This is a genomic window from Flavobacterium sp. 5, assembly GCF_002813295.1.
Lineage (GTDB): Bacteria > Bacteroidota > Bacteroidia > Flavobacteriales > Flavobacteriaceae > Flavobacterium.
In genome coordinates, this window is record NZ_PHUE01000001.1 from 2599532 (window position 1) to 2618016 (window position 18485).

Annotated in this window: 9 protein-coding genes, 3 tRNA genes and 3 rRNA genes; 8 read left to right on the top strand and 7 right to left on the bottom strand. The window is 36.0% G+C overall.

From position 1 onward, the window contains the following. Window positions 1-42: 42 nt before the first annotated feature. The 5 genes from CLU82_RS10675 to CLU82_RS10695 all read right to left on the bottom strand — a co-directional run bounded on the left by CLU82_RS10675 (window position 43) and on the right by CLU82_RS10695 (window position 5282). Window positions 43-1308 (bottom strand): M56 family metallopeptidase, encoded by a 1266-nt coding sequence (locus CLU82_RS10675; protein WP_100843082.1) that lies wholly within the window; start codon window positions 1306-1308, stop codon window positions 43-45. Window positions 1309-1400: 92 nt separating this feature from the next. After that, window positions 1401-2816 (bottom strand): N-acetylmuramoyl-L-alanine amidase, encoded by a 1416-nt coding sequence (locus CLU82_RS10680; RefSeq protein ID WP_100843083.1) that lies wholly within the window; start codon window positions 2814-2816, stop codon window positions 1401-1403. After that, window positions 2813-3184 carry a BlaI/MecI/CopY family transcriptional regulator gene (locus tag CLU82_RS10685; RefSeq protein ID WP_100843084.1) on the bottom strand — a complete coding sequence of 124 codons (372 nt, stop codon included), beginning with the start codon at window positions 3182-3184 and terminating at the stop codon, window positions 2813-2815. The genes CLU82_RS10680 and CLU82_RS10685 overlap by 4 nt, the downstream gene beginning before the upstream one ends. Window positions 3185-3195: 11 nt before the next feature. Further along, a complete protein-coding gene (locus CLU82_RS10690; protein ID WP_100843085.1) occupies window positions 3196-3621 on the bottom strand; it encodes a hypothetical protein in 426 nt (141 codons plus the stop codon). A gap of 272 nt (window positions 3622-3893) precedes the next feature. Further along, window positions 3894-5282: a dipeptidase gene (locus tag CLU82_RS10695; protein WP_100843086.1), complete on the bottom strand. Its 1389-nt coding sequence runs from the start codon at window positions 5280-5282 to the stop codon at window positions 3894-3896. Between the two features lie 108 nt (window positions 5283-5390). Here CLU82_RS10695 and CLU82_RS10700 point away from each other — a divergent pair. The 8 genes from CLU82_RS10700 (at window position 5391) to CLU82_RS10740 (ending at window position 13812) form a co-directional block, all read left to right on the top strand. Further along, window positions 5391-5472, top strand: a tRNA-Leu gene (locus CLU82_RS10700). Window positions 5473-5637: 165 nt separating this feature from the next. Then, window positions 5638-6693, top strand: a complete 1056-nt coding sequence (locus CLU82_RS10705) for a glycoside hydrolase family 130 protein (protein WP_100843087.1) — start codon at window positions 5638-5640, stop codon at window positions 6691-6693. 1212 nt (window positions 6694-7905) lie between these two features. Next, window positions 7906-9419 (top strand): 16S ribosomal RNA (locus CLU82_RS10715). 165 nt (window positions 9420-9584) lie between these two features. Further along, a tRNA-Ile gene (locus tag CLU82_RS10720) sits at window positions 9585-9658 on the top strand. A gap of 138 nt (window positions 9659-9796) precedes the next feature. Further along, window positions 9797-9870, top strand: a tRNA-Ala gene (locus CLU82_RS10725). Window positions 9871-10022: 152 nt separating this feature from the next. After that, window positions 10023-12906, top strand: a 23S ribosomal RNA gene (locus CLU82_RS10730). A 153-nt stretch (window positions 12907-13059) separates the two neighbouring features. Further along, window positions 13060-13169, top strand: a 5S ribosomal RNA gene (rrf, locus tag CLU82_RS10735). The 16S, 23S and 5S rRNA genes sit together here with 2 tRNA genes alongside, the layout of an rRNA operon. 238 nt (window positions 13170-13407) lie before the next feature. Beyond that, window positions 13408-13812, top strand: coding sequence for a DUF3244 domain-containing protein (locus tag CLU82_RS10740; RefSeq protein WP_100843089.1), 405 nt, complete (start codon window positions 13408-13410; stop codon window positions 13810-13812). 278 nt (window positions 13813-14090) lie between these two features. Here CLU82_RS10740 and CLU82_RS10750 read toward each other — a convergent pair whose 3' ends face one another. Further along, complete coding sequence (locus CLU82_RS10750; RefSeq protein ID WP_100843091.1) at window positions 14091-16973, bottom strand: alpha-amylase family glycosyl hydrolase; 2883 nt, start codon at window positions 16971-16973, stop codon at window positions 14091-14093. 206 nt (window positions 16974-17179) lie between these two features. Then, complete coding sequence (locus CLU82_RS10755) at window positions 17180-18478, bottom strand: HlyD family efflux transporter periplasmic adaptor subunit (protein ID WP_100843092.1); 1299 nt, start codon at window positions 18476-18478, stop codon at window positions 17180-17182. Window positions 18479-18485: the final 7 nt, after the last annotated feature.

Sequence of the window (18485 nt, forward strand, 5' to 3'; positions counted from 1 at the left end):
TTTAAAGCCGTATTTTTCAATGCGGCTTTTTTTTTTAAAATATTAATCTGCTGTTTGAATTGTTATAGGAAGACTGTATAATGTCCTAACGGGTTTGTTCTTGATTTTTCCTGGATTCCAATTAGGGCATAATTTTAAAACTCTAATAGCTTCTTCACCTGTTCCATATCCAATATCCCTTATAACTTTTAATTCTGATAACGAACCGTCTTTTTCTACTACAAATGTCACATAAACTTTTCCTTTAAGACCTTCTTCTTCTGGGGCTTTATAATTTTCACCTACAAATTTGTAAAACTGTTCAATTCCACCAGGAAACTCTGGTTTTTGTTCTAATCCAGCAATACTTCTTACAGTGTCATCTTCATCAGGAAATGTTGATTTTTCTTCTACACCAACACTACTTTTTTCAGTTTCACTTTGTTTTTTTGTGTTATTTTCTTCAGGATTATCTTTACAGCTAAATACAAATAATAATAAGCTGGAAATAATTCCAATGCTAAATACTTTTAGAATTATTCTCGCGGGTGATTCTTTTTTTGTCATCATAAGAAAACGTTTTTTAGTTATTAAATAGTTAATGTTACTTGCTAAAATTATATTTGTTTTATTAGATGCAATCTCAAGTAACAAAAATTGGTATTTTTTAACTTCTCCAAATTGGTTGTTTACCGCATCATCTGCTAGGAATTCATGATTAAGTTTAATAGCTTTTTTATAAAGAACTACTAATGGATTAAACCAAAAAATGATTTGAAGAAACTCAATAAACAGAATGTCTAAAGTATGTTTTTGGTCTAAATGTGCTTTTTCATGGGCAATTAATTCAGATGAGATTTTTCCATTTTTAAATTCCTCTTTATTAATAAAGATGAAATTCCAGAAAGAATGTGGTAAGGTAGATTCATTGACCAAAATGATTTTTTCTCCATTTATAAATTGCATTTCGCTTCTTTTTGCTTTTTTATAAAATGAAAGCAAATTCAAAAGAAAACGAATAGTAAGTACTAAAACGACTATTGAATAAATAGAAAGTATGATATTGCCTAAATTTAGATTTTCAAGTATAGATTTTAAGTTTTCACTACTTTTCTGTATTACAACTTCGTCTAATTGTACTGTTATTTTTCGAGTAGAATCATATGATTGAAACGAAATAAGTTGCAATGGAACTACAAGACTAAAAACAAAAGTTGTAATTAAATAGACACGATTAAAACGAAACATTTTTTCGTTTTCTAGCCATAATTTGTAAACTGCATAAAAAACTAAAAGCAGTAATCCTGATTTTAAAAGATAGGTTATCATTTTTTCTTTTTTTGAATTTGTGAATCAATTATTTTCTTAAGTTCTTCTAATTAGGATAAATTGGTAAGCTAAAACGTCGTGCTGATATGCCATTATTTTTTTATGAATTCAAATATTTTATTTGCAATTTCATTTTGTCCATTTTGGCTTGTTATGTAGTTCCGGTCATTTTCGTTCGATAAATAACCAATTTCCACTAGTAATGCAGGGCATTTTGAGTTTCTCAGTACAAAAAAGTTTGCCTCTTTAACTTCTCCTTTAGCCAGTTTTTCGTTTGAGATTTCATCAACTAACTTTTTAGCACTTTCCAATGACTTTTCATAAAAGACATTTTGTTTTGAAGCATAAGCATTTACTCCATTTTCATTTATATTTTTTGAAGTATTTATATGTAAAGAAATTACTAAACTCGGATTTATTTTGTTTATTTCCGATACTCTTTCACTTTGAGCAATAAAACTATCATCTTTTCGAAGTAAAATAATTTCAATTTTATCTTTACCATTCAGTAAACTTATTTTATTTGCAATACTTTCTACAATTTTCTTTTCTTGCTCGGCACCAATTTGTGCTCCAGAGTCCATTCCTCCGTGTCCAGCATCAATTACTATTGTTTTTTTGTCTAACTGTACTGGTTTGAATGAAAAGAGCAAAAAGATTGCTAAAACACCAAAAACGGCTAAAAATTTTATTGCTGTAGTTCTTGATTTTGAGGTAATTTTTGTCATCATAATAAGTCGTTTTTTTGTTGCTAAAAAATTTAAATTACTAGCTAATGAGAAAGGTTTGGAGATGCTTATTTTGTTTAATAAAAGGCTTTGATAAAAAGTCAGATCCCGATGTACTGCTATTACGTTTTGATCTGCTAAAAATTCATGATTAAGCTGAATGGCTTTTTTGTAAAAAATAAAAATAGGGTTGAACCAAAACAATGTTTTCAAAACTTCAACTAAAATAACATCGAGTGTGTGTTTTTGTTTCACATGGGCAATTTCATGTGTAAATAATTCTTGTTCGATTTCTCTATTTTCATAATCGTTCCTGTTCATGTAAATTGTGTCCCAAAAAGTATAAGGCAAAGTATCTTCTGCAAGCAAAACTATTTTTGTGTTTTTGTGTGTGATAACTTTAGATGCCTTAGCTTTAGAGATAATTATGTATATGTTTCGAATAAACCGAAAGCTTAACACTAATGTAATTACGACATAAGTTAACCATAAAAGCGGGAGCCAATAATTGATTTGTTCTAAAGTATTTATATTTGTCACTTCGGTTTGAATAGAAAGATTGTCTGCAGTTATCACCTGTTGTGGGATTATTTTATTGGTGATAATTGGAATATCTTGTTCAATTTCAAAAGATGTAAACGGAACAGCTAATGAAAACAATAGACTGACTAATAGAAAGTATCTATTGAAATGGAACATTTTTTCCTTTTCTAATATCAAATGATAGAAGATCAAAAGAGCCAACAGGCTAATGGAAGATTTGATTAAAAAGTCTATCATTTTCTCTTTTTTTGAATTTGAGAATCAATTATTTTTTTAAGTTCTTCTAACTCGGATGTTGATAAATTCGTTTCCGTAGTAAAGAAAGAAGCAAACTGTGAAGCCGAATTATTAAAGAAATTACTAATCAATCCGTTTACGTGTTTCGAGAAATAGTCAGTTTTTTTGACTAAAGGATAATATTCTCGTGAATTTCCAAATTCATTGTATGCAACAAATTTTTTGTCAATCATTCTTTTTAATAAAGTAGCGACTGTAGTTGTTGCTGGCTTTGGTTCTGGATAGGCTTCAAGTAAGTCTTTCATAAAAGCTTTTTCTAGCTGCCAAAGGTGTTCCATTAATTGTTCTTCTGTGTTGGATAGCTGCATATTGTTTCTTTTCAGTTTTTTATTTTTGTTTCTGATATAAATTCACCGTTTTCATATTTTTTTATAGAAATGAGTTTTCCATTTTGATCGTAATATTTCCAATCTCCAAAATAAAACCAATGGGCGTATTTATCATTGTTTTCCAATTTGGTATTCCCTTTTGATTCTATTTTACCATTTTCATGATATACTTTTACGAGACAGATTCCGTTTTTGTATTTTTCAATTTTATACTTTTTTCCGTTTATATACGATTTCCATTTCTTTATTGGTTCATCATTTTTATAAAATTCAAATGATTTGTATTCAATACTGTCCTGAATATTAGTGATAACCCATTTGCCTTCTTTCTTTTTGTCAATTTTTTGATTAATTAATTGTGGCTTACATGCAAAAAATGAAAGTATCATTATTATATAAAGTGTTTTTTTATTCATTTTGCTCTACATTTATAGATATTGCTCTACAAATGTAGAATAAAAAATAACATAACCAAATTTTTCATTACTTTTTTTAATGATATCTTTAGAAAATCAGTCACTTATGAAGACAAAATCCCTAGCCCTGATAGAAGTGGAAATCCTTTTTATTTTATTTTTTAAATAAAAAGATTGCAACGAATAGCGGGAATTAGCTCCAAATACTTAGATAAAGGATAAAAAAAATCCGCTCATTACTGAACGGATTTAGAATTTTATATAACCTGAAGCTATTTTGAAAGCTCTACAAAATATTTGTAAAACAACGGAATAGTTTCAATTCCTTTTAGGTAATTAAAAATCCCGAAATGTTCGTTTGGTGAGTGAATTGCATCACTGTCAAGACCAAAACCCATTAAGATAGTTTTGCTTTTAAGTTCCTTTTCAAATAAAGCCACGATAGGAATACTTCCTCCAGAACGTACTGGAATTGCAGGAATTCCAAAGGTTTCTGTATACGCCATATTGGCCGCTTTGTAACCAATGCTGTCTATAGGAGTGACATAACCTTGACCACCATGATGTGGAGTAACTTTTACAGTAACGCCCGCTGGAGCAATACTAATGAAATGCTTGGTAAACAAATCGGTTATAGCTTCCCAATCCTGGTTTGGAACCAAACGCATAGAAATTTTTGCAAATGCTTTGCTGGCAATAACAGTTTTTGCACCTTCTCCAGTGTATCCTCCCAAAATTCCATTAACATCCAATGTTGGGCGAATCGAATTTCGTTCGTTGGTTACATATCCTTTTTCACCATAAATATCATTTAAGTCTAATGCTTTCTTATAATTGTCAAGATTAAAAGGAGCTTTAGCCATTTCAGCTCTTTCTTCAAGAGAAAGTTCTTCGACATTATCATAAAAACCAGGAATGGTGATATGATTATTTTCGTCGTGTAATTGGGCAATCATTTTGGCCAAAATATTAATAGGGTTGGCAACAGCACCTCCGTATAAACCAGAATGTAAATCACGATTTGGTCCAGTCACTTCAACTTCTACATAACTCAATCCTCTAAGACCTGTAGTAATAGATGGCTGTTGATTGGATATCATTCCAGTATCCGAAATCAAAATCACATCGTTTTTTAGCTTTTCGGTATTGTTTTCTACAAACGTTTTAAGATTAACACTTCCCACTTCTTCCTCGCCTTCAATCATAAATTTCACGTTGCAGGGCAGAGTATTGGTTTGAATCATGTATTCAAAAGCTTTTACATGCATGTACATCTGACCTTTATCATCACAAGCTCCTCTTGCAAAAATGGCGCCTTCAGGATGAATATCCGTTTTTTTGATAACAGGTTCAAAAGGAGGAGAAGTCCATAATTCTAATGGATCTGCAGGCTGTACATCATAATGTCCGTAAACTAGAACAGTAGGTAGTTTTGGGTCGATTGTTTTTTCACCATATACAATTGGATACCCTGCAGTGTCGCAAATTTCGACAAAATCGCATCCGGCTTTTTCTAAACTTTCCTTTACGGCTTCGGCTGTGTCAAGAACATCTTGAGAAAAAGCAGAGTCTGCACTTACAGATGGGATTTTTAAAAGTTCTATTAATTCGTTGATAAACCGATCTTTGTGTTTTGTAACGTATTGTTTTATATCTTCCATTAAATCAAAATTTTTTGTGTATCAAAAATACAAAAAATAGAATAAATATTTTTTTTAAAAAATCCTTTGTAAATTGGAAGATATGATTATCTTTGCACCCACAATTACGCGGATATGGTGAAATTGGTAGACATGCCAGACTTAGGATCTGGTGCCGCAAGGCGTGTAGGTTCGAGTCCTATTATCCGCACAAAAAAAGCTTCTCAATTTGAGAAGCTTTTTTGTTTTAGTATCATTTCGTTCTTGAAAGATACATTTTTTGCAAAATCCTTTATATCTTAGTGTTACGTATTTTAGCATGGCTAAATAGAGTTAAAACTACCTGCATTTTTGTTCAAATTGAAATGGTAATTACATGAAAGATATAGCAAAACGTTTTCCCGAAAACCCATTACTCTCCCCCTCAGATATTCCGCCTAGCCATAAAGACCTGCAAATAGCCTGTATTCTTAATCCAGGCGTGTTTCAGTTTGACAACAAAACATGGATGATTCTTCGTGTAGCCGAAAGACCAGAACAAAAAAAGGATGCAATCTCATTTCCAATACTAACAGAGACAAGTAGCGAGGTTATAGAAATTTCTAAAAACGATCCGGAATTAGATTATACAGATGCAAGAGTCATCAATTATAAAGGAGCCGATTACCTAACGACACTATCACATTTAAGATTAGTTTGCAGTGACGACGGGATTAAATTTTATGAACCCGAAAACTATCCTCTATTAATAGGTCAAGGTATATTCGAATCATTTGGAATTGAAGATTGCCGCGTGTCCTATATAGAAGGAATTTATTATTTAACCTACACCGCAGTATCTCCCAATGGCGTTGCAGTAGGTCTTCGAACAACTGGCGATTGGAAAAACTTTCAATCGCACGGAATCATTTTGCCACCACACAATAAGGACTGTGCAATTTTTGAAGAAAAAATCAATGGAATGTTTTATGCCTTGCATCGACCAAGTAGTGTAGCCATTGGAGGAAATTTCATTTGGATAGCCTCCTCTCCCGATGGGATTCATTGGGGAAATCACCAATGCATTGTAAAAACAAGAAAAGGACTTTGGGATAGTGCAAGAGTTGGGGCAGGAGCGTCGCCTATAAAAACCGATAAGGGATGGCTCTCAATATATCATGGAGCCAACGAAAATCATCAATATTGTCTGGGAGCATTTTTAATGGATCTCGAGAATCCAACAAAAGTAATTGCCAGAACCCATGAACCTATTATGATGCCAATCGAAGAATATGAACTTTCGGGATTTTTTGGCAACGTTGTTTTTACAAACGGCCATATAATGCATCCTGACAAAAATACTGTGACCATTTATTACGGAGCATCAGATGAATTTGTTTGTGGTGCCGAATTTTCAATAAAAGAAATCTTTTCGCTTTTACAATATAGTTAGGAGCTATTTCCTGCTATCCGCTCCAATCTTGTGGGCCGAACCCCGGCCCACAAGGATTTCCACTACTATCAGGGCTAGGGCATGAGGTTTCATAAGAAAGATTTGTCTTTTAGATATACCTATTATATATGTATAGCATCTTTTTGATGCAAGCCCCCCATATTCTGAACCCTTCAGAATAACAACCCAACCATATTTTAGATTAAAAAGCAACCACCGCATCTAAAACCAATGATATTATACGTTTTATATATAACATTTATATAAAACATATAAATGATTTGTATAAAAAGTATAATTGTTTTATACAAAACGTATAATTGTTTTATATAAAAAGTATAATTGTTTTATATAAAAAATATAAATGATTTATACGAAAGGTATAATTGTTTTATATGAAAAGTATAAATGATTTATACAAAACGTATAAATGATTTATATTAAAGGTATAATTGTTTTATACGAAAAGTATAATTGTTTTATATAAAAAGTATAAATGTTATATACAAAAAGTACATTATATAATAAGTACAGCCAAAAACGATGCTTCTATGTACTTAAAACAATAAAAATTTAGAATCACCACTCAGTACCTATATATAGTATAGCGAATAAACCCTGTATTATTCCCAAAGAAACCTCCAAAACCCTTCAAAATCCCATACTCAAATTCAAAAATCATCAAAAAGTGACTTTGTAACCTACCTTAAACCAGTGTATTAAAAAATAAACAAAAAATAGTTAAGAAAAGCCATTGCAGAAACGAATAAACGTGGTACTTTTGCACCCGCAACAGCGAATAAGTTCTTAAAAAATCTGGCAAGTAATTCAAAATCAAAACGAAAATTTATTTTCAAAAAAGATTCAGAAAAGCTTGTGAGAAACAAAAGAGTTAGTTACTTTTGCGCCCCGCTAAATTAGCAACGATCTTTGAAATACTGATAAGAAAACGAGAAGCAAACGAAAAAGAAATTTTTCTAAAAAAACTTCAAAAAGTTCTTGCCAGTTAAAAAGAAATTGCTACTTTTGCACCCGCTTTGAGAAACAAGCGAAAGACAAAAAGACACGTTCCTAGACATATTGAATTGACAGCCGTTTTAAGAGAGATCTTAAAACAAATAAAATAAGAGTAATAGAATCGTATAGATTTGAATAAACACCGATAGAAACTGAGTCGAATAATAATTAGAACTTTTAAAGTTCAAACAATATACGATGAAGAGTTTGATCCTGGCTCAGGATGAACGCTAGCGGCAGGCTTAACACATGCAAGTCGAGGGGTATATTTCTTCGGAATTAGAGACCGGCGCACGGGTGCGTAACGCGTATGCAATCTACCTTTTACAGAGGGATAGCCCAGAGAAATTTGGATTAATACCTCATAGTATTATGAAATGGCATCATTTTATAATTAAAGTCACAACGGTAAAAGATGAGCATGCGTCCCATTAGCTAGTTGGTAAGGTAACGGCTTACCAAGGCTACGATGGGTAGGGGTCCTGAGAGGGAGATCCCCCACACTGGTACTGAGACACGGACCAGACTCCTACGGGAGGCAGCAGTGAGGAATATTGGACAATGGGCGCAAGCCTGATCCAGCCATGCCGCGTGCAGGATGACGGTCCTATGGATTGTAAACTGCTTTTGCACAGGAAGAAACAACATTACGTGTAATGTCTTGACGGTACTGTGAGAATAAGGATCGGCTAACTCCGTGCCAGCAGCCGCGGTAATACGGAGGATCCAAGCGTTATCCGGAATCATTGGGTTTAAAGGGTCCGTAGGCGGTTTGGTAAGTCAGTGGTGAAAGCCCATCGCTCAACGGTGGAACGGCCATTGATACTGCTAAACTTGAATTATTAGGAAGTAACTAGAATATGTAGTGTAGCGGTGAAATGCTTAGAGATTACATGGAATACCAATTGCGAAGGCAGGTTACTACTAATGGATTGACGCTGATGGACGAAAGCGTGGGTAGCGAACAGGATTAGATACCCTGGTAGTCCACGCCGTAAACGATGGATACTAGCTGTTGGGAGCAATCTCAGTGGCTAAGCGAAAGTGATAAGTATCCCACCTGGGGAGTACGTTCGCAAGAATGAAACTCAAAGGAATTGACGGGGGCCCGCACAAGCGGTGGAGCATGTGGTTTAATTCGATGATACGCGAGGAACCTTACCAAGGCTTAAATGTAGATTGACCGGTTTGGAAACAGACTTTTCGCAAGACAATTTACAAGGTGCTGCATGGTTGTCGTCAGCTCGTGCCGTGAGGTGTCAGGTTAAGTCCTATAACGAGCGCAACCCCTGTTGTTAGTTGCCAGCGAGTCATGTCGGGAACTCTAACGAGACTGCCAGTGCAAACTGTGAGGAAGGTGGGGATGACGTCAAATCATCACGGCCCTTACGCCTTGGGCTACACACGTGCTACAATGGCCGGTACAGAGAGCAGCCACTGGGCGACCAGGAGCGAATCTACAAAACCGGTCACAGTTCGGATCGGAGTCTGCAACTCGACTCCGTGAAGCTGGAATCGCTAGTAATCGGATATCAGCCATGATCCGGTGAATACGTTCCCGGGCCTTGTACACACCGCCCGTCAAGCCATGGAAGCTGGGGGTGCCTGAAGTCGGTGACCGCAAGGAGCTGCCTAGGGTAAAACTGGTAACTAGGGCTAAGTCGTAACAAGGTAGCCGTACCGGAAGGTGCGGCTGGAACACCTCCTTTCTAGAGCCTTAGTTGTTAGCAAGCAATTGCACGCTAGGGAAAGAAGACGAAGAATCTATAGGTTACAAATTAAAGATTATATTACTCTTGCTGTTAATTTAAAAAATAAAGAATAAAAGTAGAGGCGTTGCAGTGCAACGACTAATACAATTTAAGAATAAAGAGTGTCTCGTAGCTCAGCTGGTTAGAGTACTACACTGATAATGTAGGGGTCGACAGTTCGAGTCTGTCCGAGACAACTATTTTAAGAGTTATAAGTCATAAGTTATGAGTTATAAGTTTAAAAGAATTGAAATTCTTAAAAAAAGGAAATTTTAGAAGTTGAGCGTTTATGAGCAAATTCATAACTCATAATTCATAACTCATCATTTAAAAATGGGGGATTAGCTCAGCTGGCTAGAGCGCCTGCCTTGCACGCAGGAGGTCAACGGTTCGACTCCGTTATTCTCCACAATCCGGTAGAGACGTTGCATTGCAACGTCTCTACTAAGGAAAAAGTTCATTGACATATTGAGATAAGAAATAATAAAAAGTAGAAAGCGTTTTTTACTATTTATAGTAAAAGACAAAAAAAAACGGTCTTAATTAATTTTAAGATTGGTACAATAAGCAAAATAAGGGCGTATGGGGGATGCCTTGGCTCTCAGAGGCGATGAAAGGCGTGATAAGCTGCGAAAAGTTACGGGGACGAGCACACATCGATTGATCCGTAAATACCTGAATGGGGCAACCCACTATGTTGAAGACATAGTACACCGATAGGTGGGCAAACCCGCTGAACTGAAACATCTAAGTAGGCGGAGGAGAAGAAAACAAAAGTGATTCCGTAAGTAGTGGCGAGCGAACGCGGATTAGCCCAAACCAATGTTGTTACGGCAATGTTGGGGTTGTAGGACCACGACATTTCTTGCATAAAGAATTAGAATCTACTGGAAAGTAGAGCCAAAGAAGGTGATAGCCCTGTATAAGTAATGAATGTAAAGGATAGTGGTATCCTGAGTAGGGCGGGGCACGTGAAACCCTGTCTGAATTTGGCGGGACCATCCGCTAAGGCTAAATACTCCTGAGAGACCGATAGTGAACCAGTACCGTGAGGGAAAGGTGAAAAGAACCGTGAATAACGGAGTGAAATAGATCCTGAAACCATACGCTTACAAGCGGTCGGAGCCCTTTTGTGGGGTGACGGCGTGCCTTTTGCATAATGAGCCTACGAGTTAACGTTGCTGGCAAGGATAAATGGTTAAGCCATGGATCCGTAGCGAAAGCGAGTCTGAATAGGGCGCTTTAGTCAGTAGTGTTAGACGCGAAACCGTGTGATCTACCCATGGGCAGGATGAAGCGCTGGTAACACAGTGTGGAGGTCCGAACCGGTTGACGTTGAAAAGTCTTCGGATGACCTGTGGGTAGGGGTGAAAGGCCAATCAAACTCGGAAATAGCTCGTACTCCCCGAAATGCATTTAGGTGCAGCGCACGGCGTAAAGTTATATAGAGGTAGAGCTACTGATTGGATGCGGGGGCTTCACCGCCTACCAATTCCTGACAAACTCCGAATGCTATATAATGTTTCCGTGCAGTGAGGGCTTGGGTGCTAAGGTCCAAGTCCGAGAGGGAAAGAACCCAGACCATCAGCTAAGGTCCCCAAATATATGTTAAGTTGAAAGAACGAGGTTTGTCTGCCCAGACAGCTAGGATGTTGGCTTGGAAGCAGCCATTCATTTAAAGAGTGCGTAACAGCTCACTAGTCGAGCGGACGAGCATGGATAATAATCGGGCATAAACATATTACCGAAGCTATGGATTTGTAATTTATTACAAGTGGTAGGGGAGCATTCTAACAGGGTTGAAGGTGTGTTGTAAAGCATGCTGGACTGGTTAGAAAAGAAAATGTAGGCATAAGTAACGATAATGCGGGCGAGAAACCCGCACACCGAAAGACTAAGGTTTCCACAGCTATGCTAATCAGCTGTGGGTTAGTCGGGACCTAAGGCGAACCCGAAAGGGACAGTCGATGGACCACGGGTTAATATTCCCGTACTACTAATTACTGTGATGGGGTGACGGAGTGATGAAAGCGCCGCGAACTGACGGAATAGTTCGTTGAAGTACCTACCTATAAGCTGCGCAGGCAAATCCACGCGGCTTGGGGAAATACGATAGTACTCGGAGTCTTCGGACAAAGAGATAGTGCGCCTAAGGGCTTCCAAGAAAAACCTCTAAACTTCAGGTAATTAGTACCCGTACCGCAAACCGACACAGGTAGTCGAGGAGAGAATCCTAAGGTGCTCGAGAGATTCATGGCTAAGGAATTAGGCAAAATAGACCCGTAACTTCGGGAGAAGGGTCGCCCCGAGTAATCGGGGCCGCAGTGAAGAGGTCCAGGCGACTGTTTATCAAAAACACAGGGCTCTGCAAAATCGTAAGATGAAGTATAGGGCCTGACACCTGCCCGGTGCTGGAAGGTTAAGAGGAGATGTTATCTTCGGAGAAGCATTGAATTGAAGCCCCAGTAAACGGCGGCCGTAACTATAACGGTCCTAAGGTAGCGAAATTCCTTGTCGGGTAAGTTCCGACCTGCACGAATGGTGTAACGATCTGGACACTGTCTCAGCCATGAGCTCGGTGAAATTGTAGTAACGGTGAAGATGCCGTTTACCCGCAGTGGGACGAAAAGACCCTGTGCACCTTTACTATAGCTTAGTATTGACCTTGGATAAATGATGTGTAGGATAGGTTGGAGACTGTGAAGTGGCGTCGCTAGGCGTTGTGGAGTCATTGTTGAAATACAACCCTTTGTTTATCTGAGGCCTAACCCCGCTTTGCGGGGGACATTGCTTGGTGGGTAGTTTGACTGGGGTGGTCGCCTCCAAAAGAGTAACGGAGGCTTCTAAAGGTTCCCTCAGTACGCTTGGTAACCGTGCGTAGAGTGCAATGGCATAAGGGAGCTTGACTGAGAGACATACAGGTCGATCAGGTACGAAAGTAGAGCATAGTGATCCGGTGGTTCCGCATGGAAGGGCCATCGCTCAAAGGATAAAAGGTACGCCGGGGATAACAGGCTGATCTCCCCCAAGAGCTCATATCGACGGGGGGGTTTGGCACCTCGATGTCGGCTCGTCACATCCTGGGGCTGGAGAAGGTCCCAAGGGTTGGGCTGTTCGCCCATTAAAGTGGCACGCGAGCTGGGTTCAGAACGTCGTGAGACAGTTCGGTCTCTATCTACTGTGGGCGCAAGAAATTTGAGTGGATCTGATTCTAGTACGAGAGGACCGAATTGGACAAACCTCTAGTGTATCTGTTGTCCCGCCAGGGGCACCGCAGAGTAGCTACGTTTGGAAGGGATAAGCGCTGAAAGCATATAAGCGCGAAACCCACCACAAGATGAGATTTCTTTTAAGGGTCGTGGGAGATGACCACGTTGATAGGCTATAGATGTAAAGGCAGTAATGTCATAGTCGAGTAGTACTAATAACCCGTAAGCTTATGTACACCCTTTTCCCGAGTCGCAAGACTCGGGAAGAAACTTTCTAATACACTTTTTATATTCTTTATCTCAGTATGTTAAGATATTGTTGCAATGCACGAGTTCTAAATTAGGAATTACGACTTGCAAGATGATTGTCCAAAGCAATTATAACTTCTTAAGGTGGTTATTGCGGCGGGGCTCACCTCTTCCCATCCCGAACAGAGTAGTTAAGCCCGCCTGCGCAGATGGTACTGCAGTTATGTGGGAGAGTATGTCGCTGCCTTTTTTTATAAAAACCCTGTTTCGATAAGAAACAGGGTTTTTTGTTTTACAAAAAACTCAGTTTATATAAAAAACGGACTATGGTATATTGCCCCAAACAGTTACTGAATTACCATAGAGGTGGATATATCGTTTTCGTGGAGTTAAAATAGCACTTATATTAGAGAATGTAGTTGTGTTTTTATAGGAATTATGAGACTACTTTAGCTATAGAAATAATTACTAATTTAAAACGCAGTATCATGAAAACGATTTTAAAATTCAGTTTAGTAGTATTAGTAGCAATGACTACAATGAGTACTTATGCAATCAATGGTGATTTTTTACTTAATGTAAAAAAGGGAGAAGGTAAAGAAATTAGTTTTTCGGTAAATGAGATTCAGAAAGCTACTGTAACAATTTATGATGAGTCCCATAATGTGATTTATAATGAAACAGTAACGGGTAAAGGTGGAATAACAAGAGCGTATAGTCTTGAGGAATTTCCAGAGGGGGTTTACTTTTTGGAGGTAGAAACTAATTTAAAAAAGGTAACTCATGAGATTGTAGTTGCTGATACAGCCACTACTTTATCCAGAAAAGCAATCGCTGAAGTCTATAAAGGCGACTTGAAAATTAAAAATGAAAATGTGGTTACGGTAAATTAAAGATTTAGGATTTTTTGAAACCACTTGCTTCGAATGTTAAGAAACAGCTCTTTGGGGCTGTTTTTTTTGTTTTAAAGCCTTTTAAAACCTCAAAATGTTCTTCATGAAGCTGAATTTGCATGAGGGATGGAAATGGCATCCTTTTGTTTTGCTTCTTTAGCAAAACAAAAGATAGAATGGACAGCCCGACCCTTGCGGGCATGCACAAATAATTTTAATAAAAAAGCCATCAAAATTTGATATGATGGCTAATTACAATTAAACTAATTCAAAATAATTTATTGTTTGATGAATTTCATCACCTTTATTTGGTTGTGTTCGTTGTAAATTTTAATAAAGTACATTCCGTTATTTAAATCATTTATACTGTATTGGTAATCTTTGCTATGTGGTTTGTTAAACGATTTAATTAATTGCCCAGTTGCTGCATAAATTTGTATTTTGGCTGCATCTGTATTCAACGAAAAATAATTTGAAGCTGGATTTGGTGAAATGGAAACAATTTTCATTGTTTCAAAATCAGTAATTGATAAAATAGTAGCTTTATTTCCGTAGATTCTAAATTCACCAGGTTGTAAATTAATGGTAGCATTAACATCTGTCACGGTGTAAGGAGAATTATCCATTAGATTGTACCATGATCCAGTATATGGAAAACCCGTTGCTACATTCTTGGCAATTAAATCAAAATTAGCAATGATAAGAACATCTTTTAGCTCTGTACTTGCTAATGAACCATTGGTTATTTTAATGTTTGGAGTTAAAGTGACAGCAGATGGAATTGTTGCTGTTCCTGAAAAAACAGGTTCAGTCGTTTTTAAAGCAATCATTCTTGCCCAATCATAATAGATTTTATTTCTTGAGTCATTCTCTAACCAATTATTGATCCATTGGGGTTGTGGTTTGGTAGACAATTTGCAATCGCCTACAATTGTTGATGTATTATCGTTTACTGTGTTATCTGTGCAAGTATAAATTGAGGAGTTCCATCCTAGTTCTCCAAAAATCCATATCATTTTTGGACCTGGAATGAGTAAGGAAATAGCTCCTATTGCTGACATTCTAGACAATGCCGTATTTAGTGTTTTTACGTTGTATGAACCGTTTGTATTTCCGTATTGTACATTTTTATACATCAAACGTTCTTCGTCATGACTTTCAGCATATCCCATAACTCGATTTCCTTGAAAACCAATATGGTTTAAAGCATACATTCTTGAGATATCATTAGTCGTATTGTATCCCATAGACAATTGATTGTAATTATCTGTCATTTTGCCCCACATCATTACTCCTTTACTTGGTGATTCTGCAAATCTGTAATTTGCCCATTCTTTTTCCTCGACATCACTACCTAAATGTTCAAAAATTGTATAATGTGTTGGATCCAAAGACCAAGAATAATCTGCATACCCTTTTAAAAGATCTACTCTGTCCTGTTGATATCCATTGGTGCATGTTTCATCCGAAGCTGTACAGTTTTGGGTAAATCCTTTTGTTAAATCCCAACGGAAACCATCAATTTTGTATTCTTCTATCCACTGCTTGATTACTCTTTTTACATAATTTTTAGTTAATGCAGATGTATGATTGAAATCTTCACCTACACTATAAGAGTGTTTAGCAACTGTATTGAAATATGGATTTTCAGTAGTTGGGGAGCCATATCCATCTCCGTCTGGATCATTCATCCACATACGAATCATTGGATTTCTTCCGAAGGCATGATTTAAAGCAACATCCAGAATTACGGCAATACCATTTTGATGGCATATATCGATTAACTCTTTTAGTTTGGTCGAAGGGCCGTAAAATTTATCAAGAGCCATGTGAAAAGAAGTATTATAACCCCAGCTTTCATTACCTTCATATTCCATTACCGGCATTAATTCAATGGCATTAATTTTCAAATTTTTGAAGTAATCTATACGGTTTATAATGTCTTGATAATTCCTATTGGCATCAAAATCCCGTACTAATAATTCGTATACAACCAATTTATCTTTTTCGGGCTTTACAAAATCGGTTGTTGATTGACTCCAATTGTAAGGAGTTTGTCCTGTTTGTAATACAGTTACTTCAAAATTCTGACCAGCTGGATAAACAGGCATACTAGGATAGGTTGTAGCTGGAATTGTAGGGTCGTCATAAGGAGATAATAATAATGTTGAATATGGGTCTGCAATTTTTACAAGCGCAGGAGAATTAGCAATTGGAGTCAATTCTCCTACCCAATATTGATAAGTATAATTTGTTCCTGATACAAGTCCAGTAATCTCTAACCAAAATTTTGTTGAGCCTGATGTTGCATCTTTTTTCATAGCATAGGTATTATCTGGTTGCCAGTTATTAAAACTTCCTGCTACATAAACAAAGTCTTTCAATGGTGCATCAAGTACCAAAATTGCTTTTGAAGGATCTGCTGAATTATAATTTATTCCTTCAACCATACCAGGAGGAATTGCTTCACTTATAGTTGTTGGATTAATTATCGCTGCAAATTTTTTGGTTATAGTAGTTGCTCCTTGTGTTACATCCAATTCATAATTTTGATTTTCTGTAATATTAGTATGAGTATAAGTATAGCTTGAAGTACTTGCATTAGAATTGATGCTGAGACCATTTGATTTTAAATTATAACTAGCAACACCATTTGTATTATTAGCTGCAATTGAAAGATTTGCTCCAGAAGATAATATAGTGTTGCTGTTTTGTAAAGGAGAGGTTAGATTTACTTGAAAAGTACCTACTTCTGCAAGTATATCTTGTGATTGTCCGCTACCATTTTTGTTTTTTATAAGAAAACCTATTTTACCAATTCCTGTAGTGTTATAATAGGTAGTAGGGGTTATGGTTTTTGTATAAGTGTCATTTCCTGAATTATATATGAATACACTCGGATCACTTGAAGCTGTCCAGGCCCCATTATTAGGTGTTCCTTTTTGAGTAGTGTCATCAATGTCAAAAGCCCATGCCCATAAATATAAAGTATGATTTGTTACGTTCCAAGTTGTTTCGTTTATACTACTGCCGTTTATAGTAATTGTAATTGGATCAGTTTCAGCGAAAGTTGATGGGCTAATGCTGTATGTAACTGTTTGTATTTGAGCAGTACTAACAATAGAGAACAAAAACAAAAATATATGTATAGTTTTTTTCATAGATTTAATTTAGTTATTGATAATTAGAGTTATTAAAGTTATACTTAATTATTAAGGACTAAATATCGAGAATTCTAATCGCTATTACGAAAACGTTATAGTGTTGAAAACTTTTAAAAAAAATATACGTATTTAAGTGTTAAACTGTTGTTTTGTGAATTTTCATGTACTTCGAATTATAAAAATGTTTTTATATAATAAAGCTATTATGTTTTGATTAATTTTCTGAATTGATAAAATACACGTTCAATCAAACGCATTTCATCAGTAATTATATCAGCATTACCAGTTAACTCTTTGTCAAATTTTATATCTTTTCCATAACTTGTTTTTAGCCCTTTTGGCATGGCAACTTCTATGAAATAATTTCCGTCTTTATCCGTTATTGTTGACATGGATTGAATTCTGCCTTCTAACATTCCATATTCTTGGTATGGAAAATTGTCTAATTTGATTAGCACTTTTTGATTCTGTTGAATTTTTCCAGAGTTTTGCAAAGGAACTTTTAAATTGCCTAAATATTGCCCTTGATTTTCAGGTAATATAGTTGCAAATAAGTCTCCTGTTCTTATGAGTTGATTTTCTTTCCATGAATTTTGAAATCTAAAAATTCCATCGTAGGTAGCTACAAATAGATAGTTTTGTTTCCAAACATGGATACTTTTTTTTAATTCGTCTAAGGCTTGAAATAAAGTGCTTAAATCGGTAACATCTGCTTTTTCTTGTGAAATCTGACTAGCAACAACTTGCTTTTTGGCTTGATTTATAGCTTCCTTTTGTTGAGAAATGGAAGAACTTATTTGGTCATAGTTTTGTTTGGCTTGCAAATTGCTCGCTTTTTGAAGATCTAAATCATATTTTGAAATGATTCCTTTTTCGAAAAGTTGCAAAGATCGTTTGTATTGGATATCATTTAAAGACAACTTTATTTTTTCTAACTTTTGTTGTTCATATAATGAACTTAATCTATTGCTGTTTTCAGTTTGGGAACTTTTGCCAGCATTTATTTCTTCAGAATAGGGATGAAGCTTTTGATTTAACTCATTCTCAATATAGGCTTTATGGAATTGACTATACGAAGATTGAATGTCACCAAGTTGTAAATTATTCATCTCTTTAAAAGGAAAATAAAACGTTTGATAATCCGAAGGAATTGATGTTATAAATTTATTTAGTTTTAAAACATCTTCAAAATTGGCCGTACTTTCTAAAATCGCAATTATTGTTTCCTTTTTCACTTTTGAAGAATTGGCAACGCAAAGTTTTACAATTCTTGAATTAACTTTCGATTCAAATCGTTCAGGAGGATGATGAGAAGTAATTACCGCTTTTGCTATTATTACATCAGGGTATTTTACAAGCCAACAACCAATAGCAAAGACTATTAGTAAGCTAAAAATGATTGAAATACCATAGCGAACAATCCAAGCAGGAGGATTAGACAATACTTCCTGAACAGATTCTGAACGTAGTTCGATGTCTTCTAAATTATTTTTTTTTGCCATTTTATGT

What these genes read in the sequence shown, in the direction of transcription:
- CLU82_RS10675 (WP_100843082.1), bottom strand. Translation starts at nt 1,308, where the DNA reads ATGATAACCTATCTTTTAAAATCAGGATTACTGCTTTTAGTTTTTTAT.
- CLU82_RS10680 (WP_100843083.1), bottom strand. Translation starts at nt 2,816, where the DNA reads ATGATAGACTTTTTAATCAAATCTTCCATTAGCCTGTTGGCTCTTTTG.
- CLU82_RS10685 (WP_100843084.1), bottom strand. Translation starts at nt 3,184, where the DNA reads ATGCAGCTATCCAACACAGAAGAACAATTAATGGAACACCTTTGGCAG.
- CLU82_RS10690 (WP_100843085.1), bottom strand. Translation starts at nt 3,621, where the DNA reads ATGAATAAAAAAACACTTTATATAATAATGATACTTTCATTTTTTGCA.
- CLU82_RS10695 (WP_100843086.1), bottom strand. Translation starts at nt 5,282, where the DNA reads ATGGAAGATATAAAACAATACGTTACAAAACACAAAGATCGGTTTATC.
- CLU82_RS10705 (WP_100843087.1), top strand. Translation starts at nt 5,638, where the DNA reads ATGAAAGATATAGCAAAACGTTTTCCCGAAAACCCATTACTCTCCCCC.
- CLU82_RS10740 (WP_100843089.1), top strand. Translation starts at nt 13,408, where the DNA reads ATGAAAACGATTTTAAAATTCAGTTTAGTAGTATTAGTAGCAATGACT.
- CLU82_RS10750 (WP_100843091.1), bottom strand. Translation starts at nt 16,973, where the DNA reads ATGAAAAAAACTATACATATATTTTTGTTTTTGTTCTCTATTGTTAGT.
- CLU82_RS10755 (WP_100843092.1), bottom strand. Translation starts at nt 18,478, where the DNA reads ATGGCAAAAAAAAATAATTTAGAAGACATCGAACTACGTTCAGAATCT.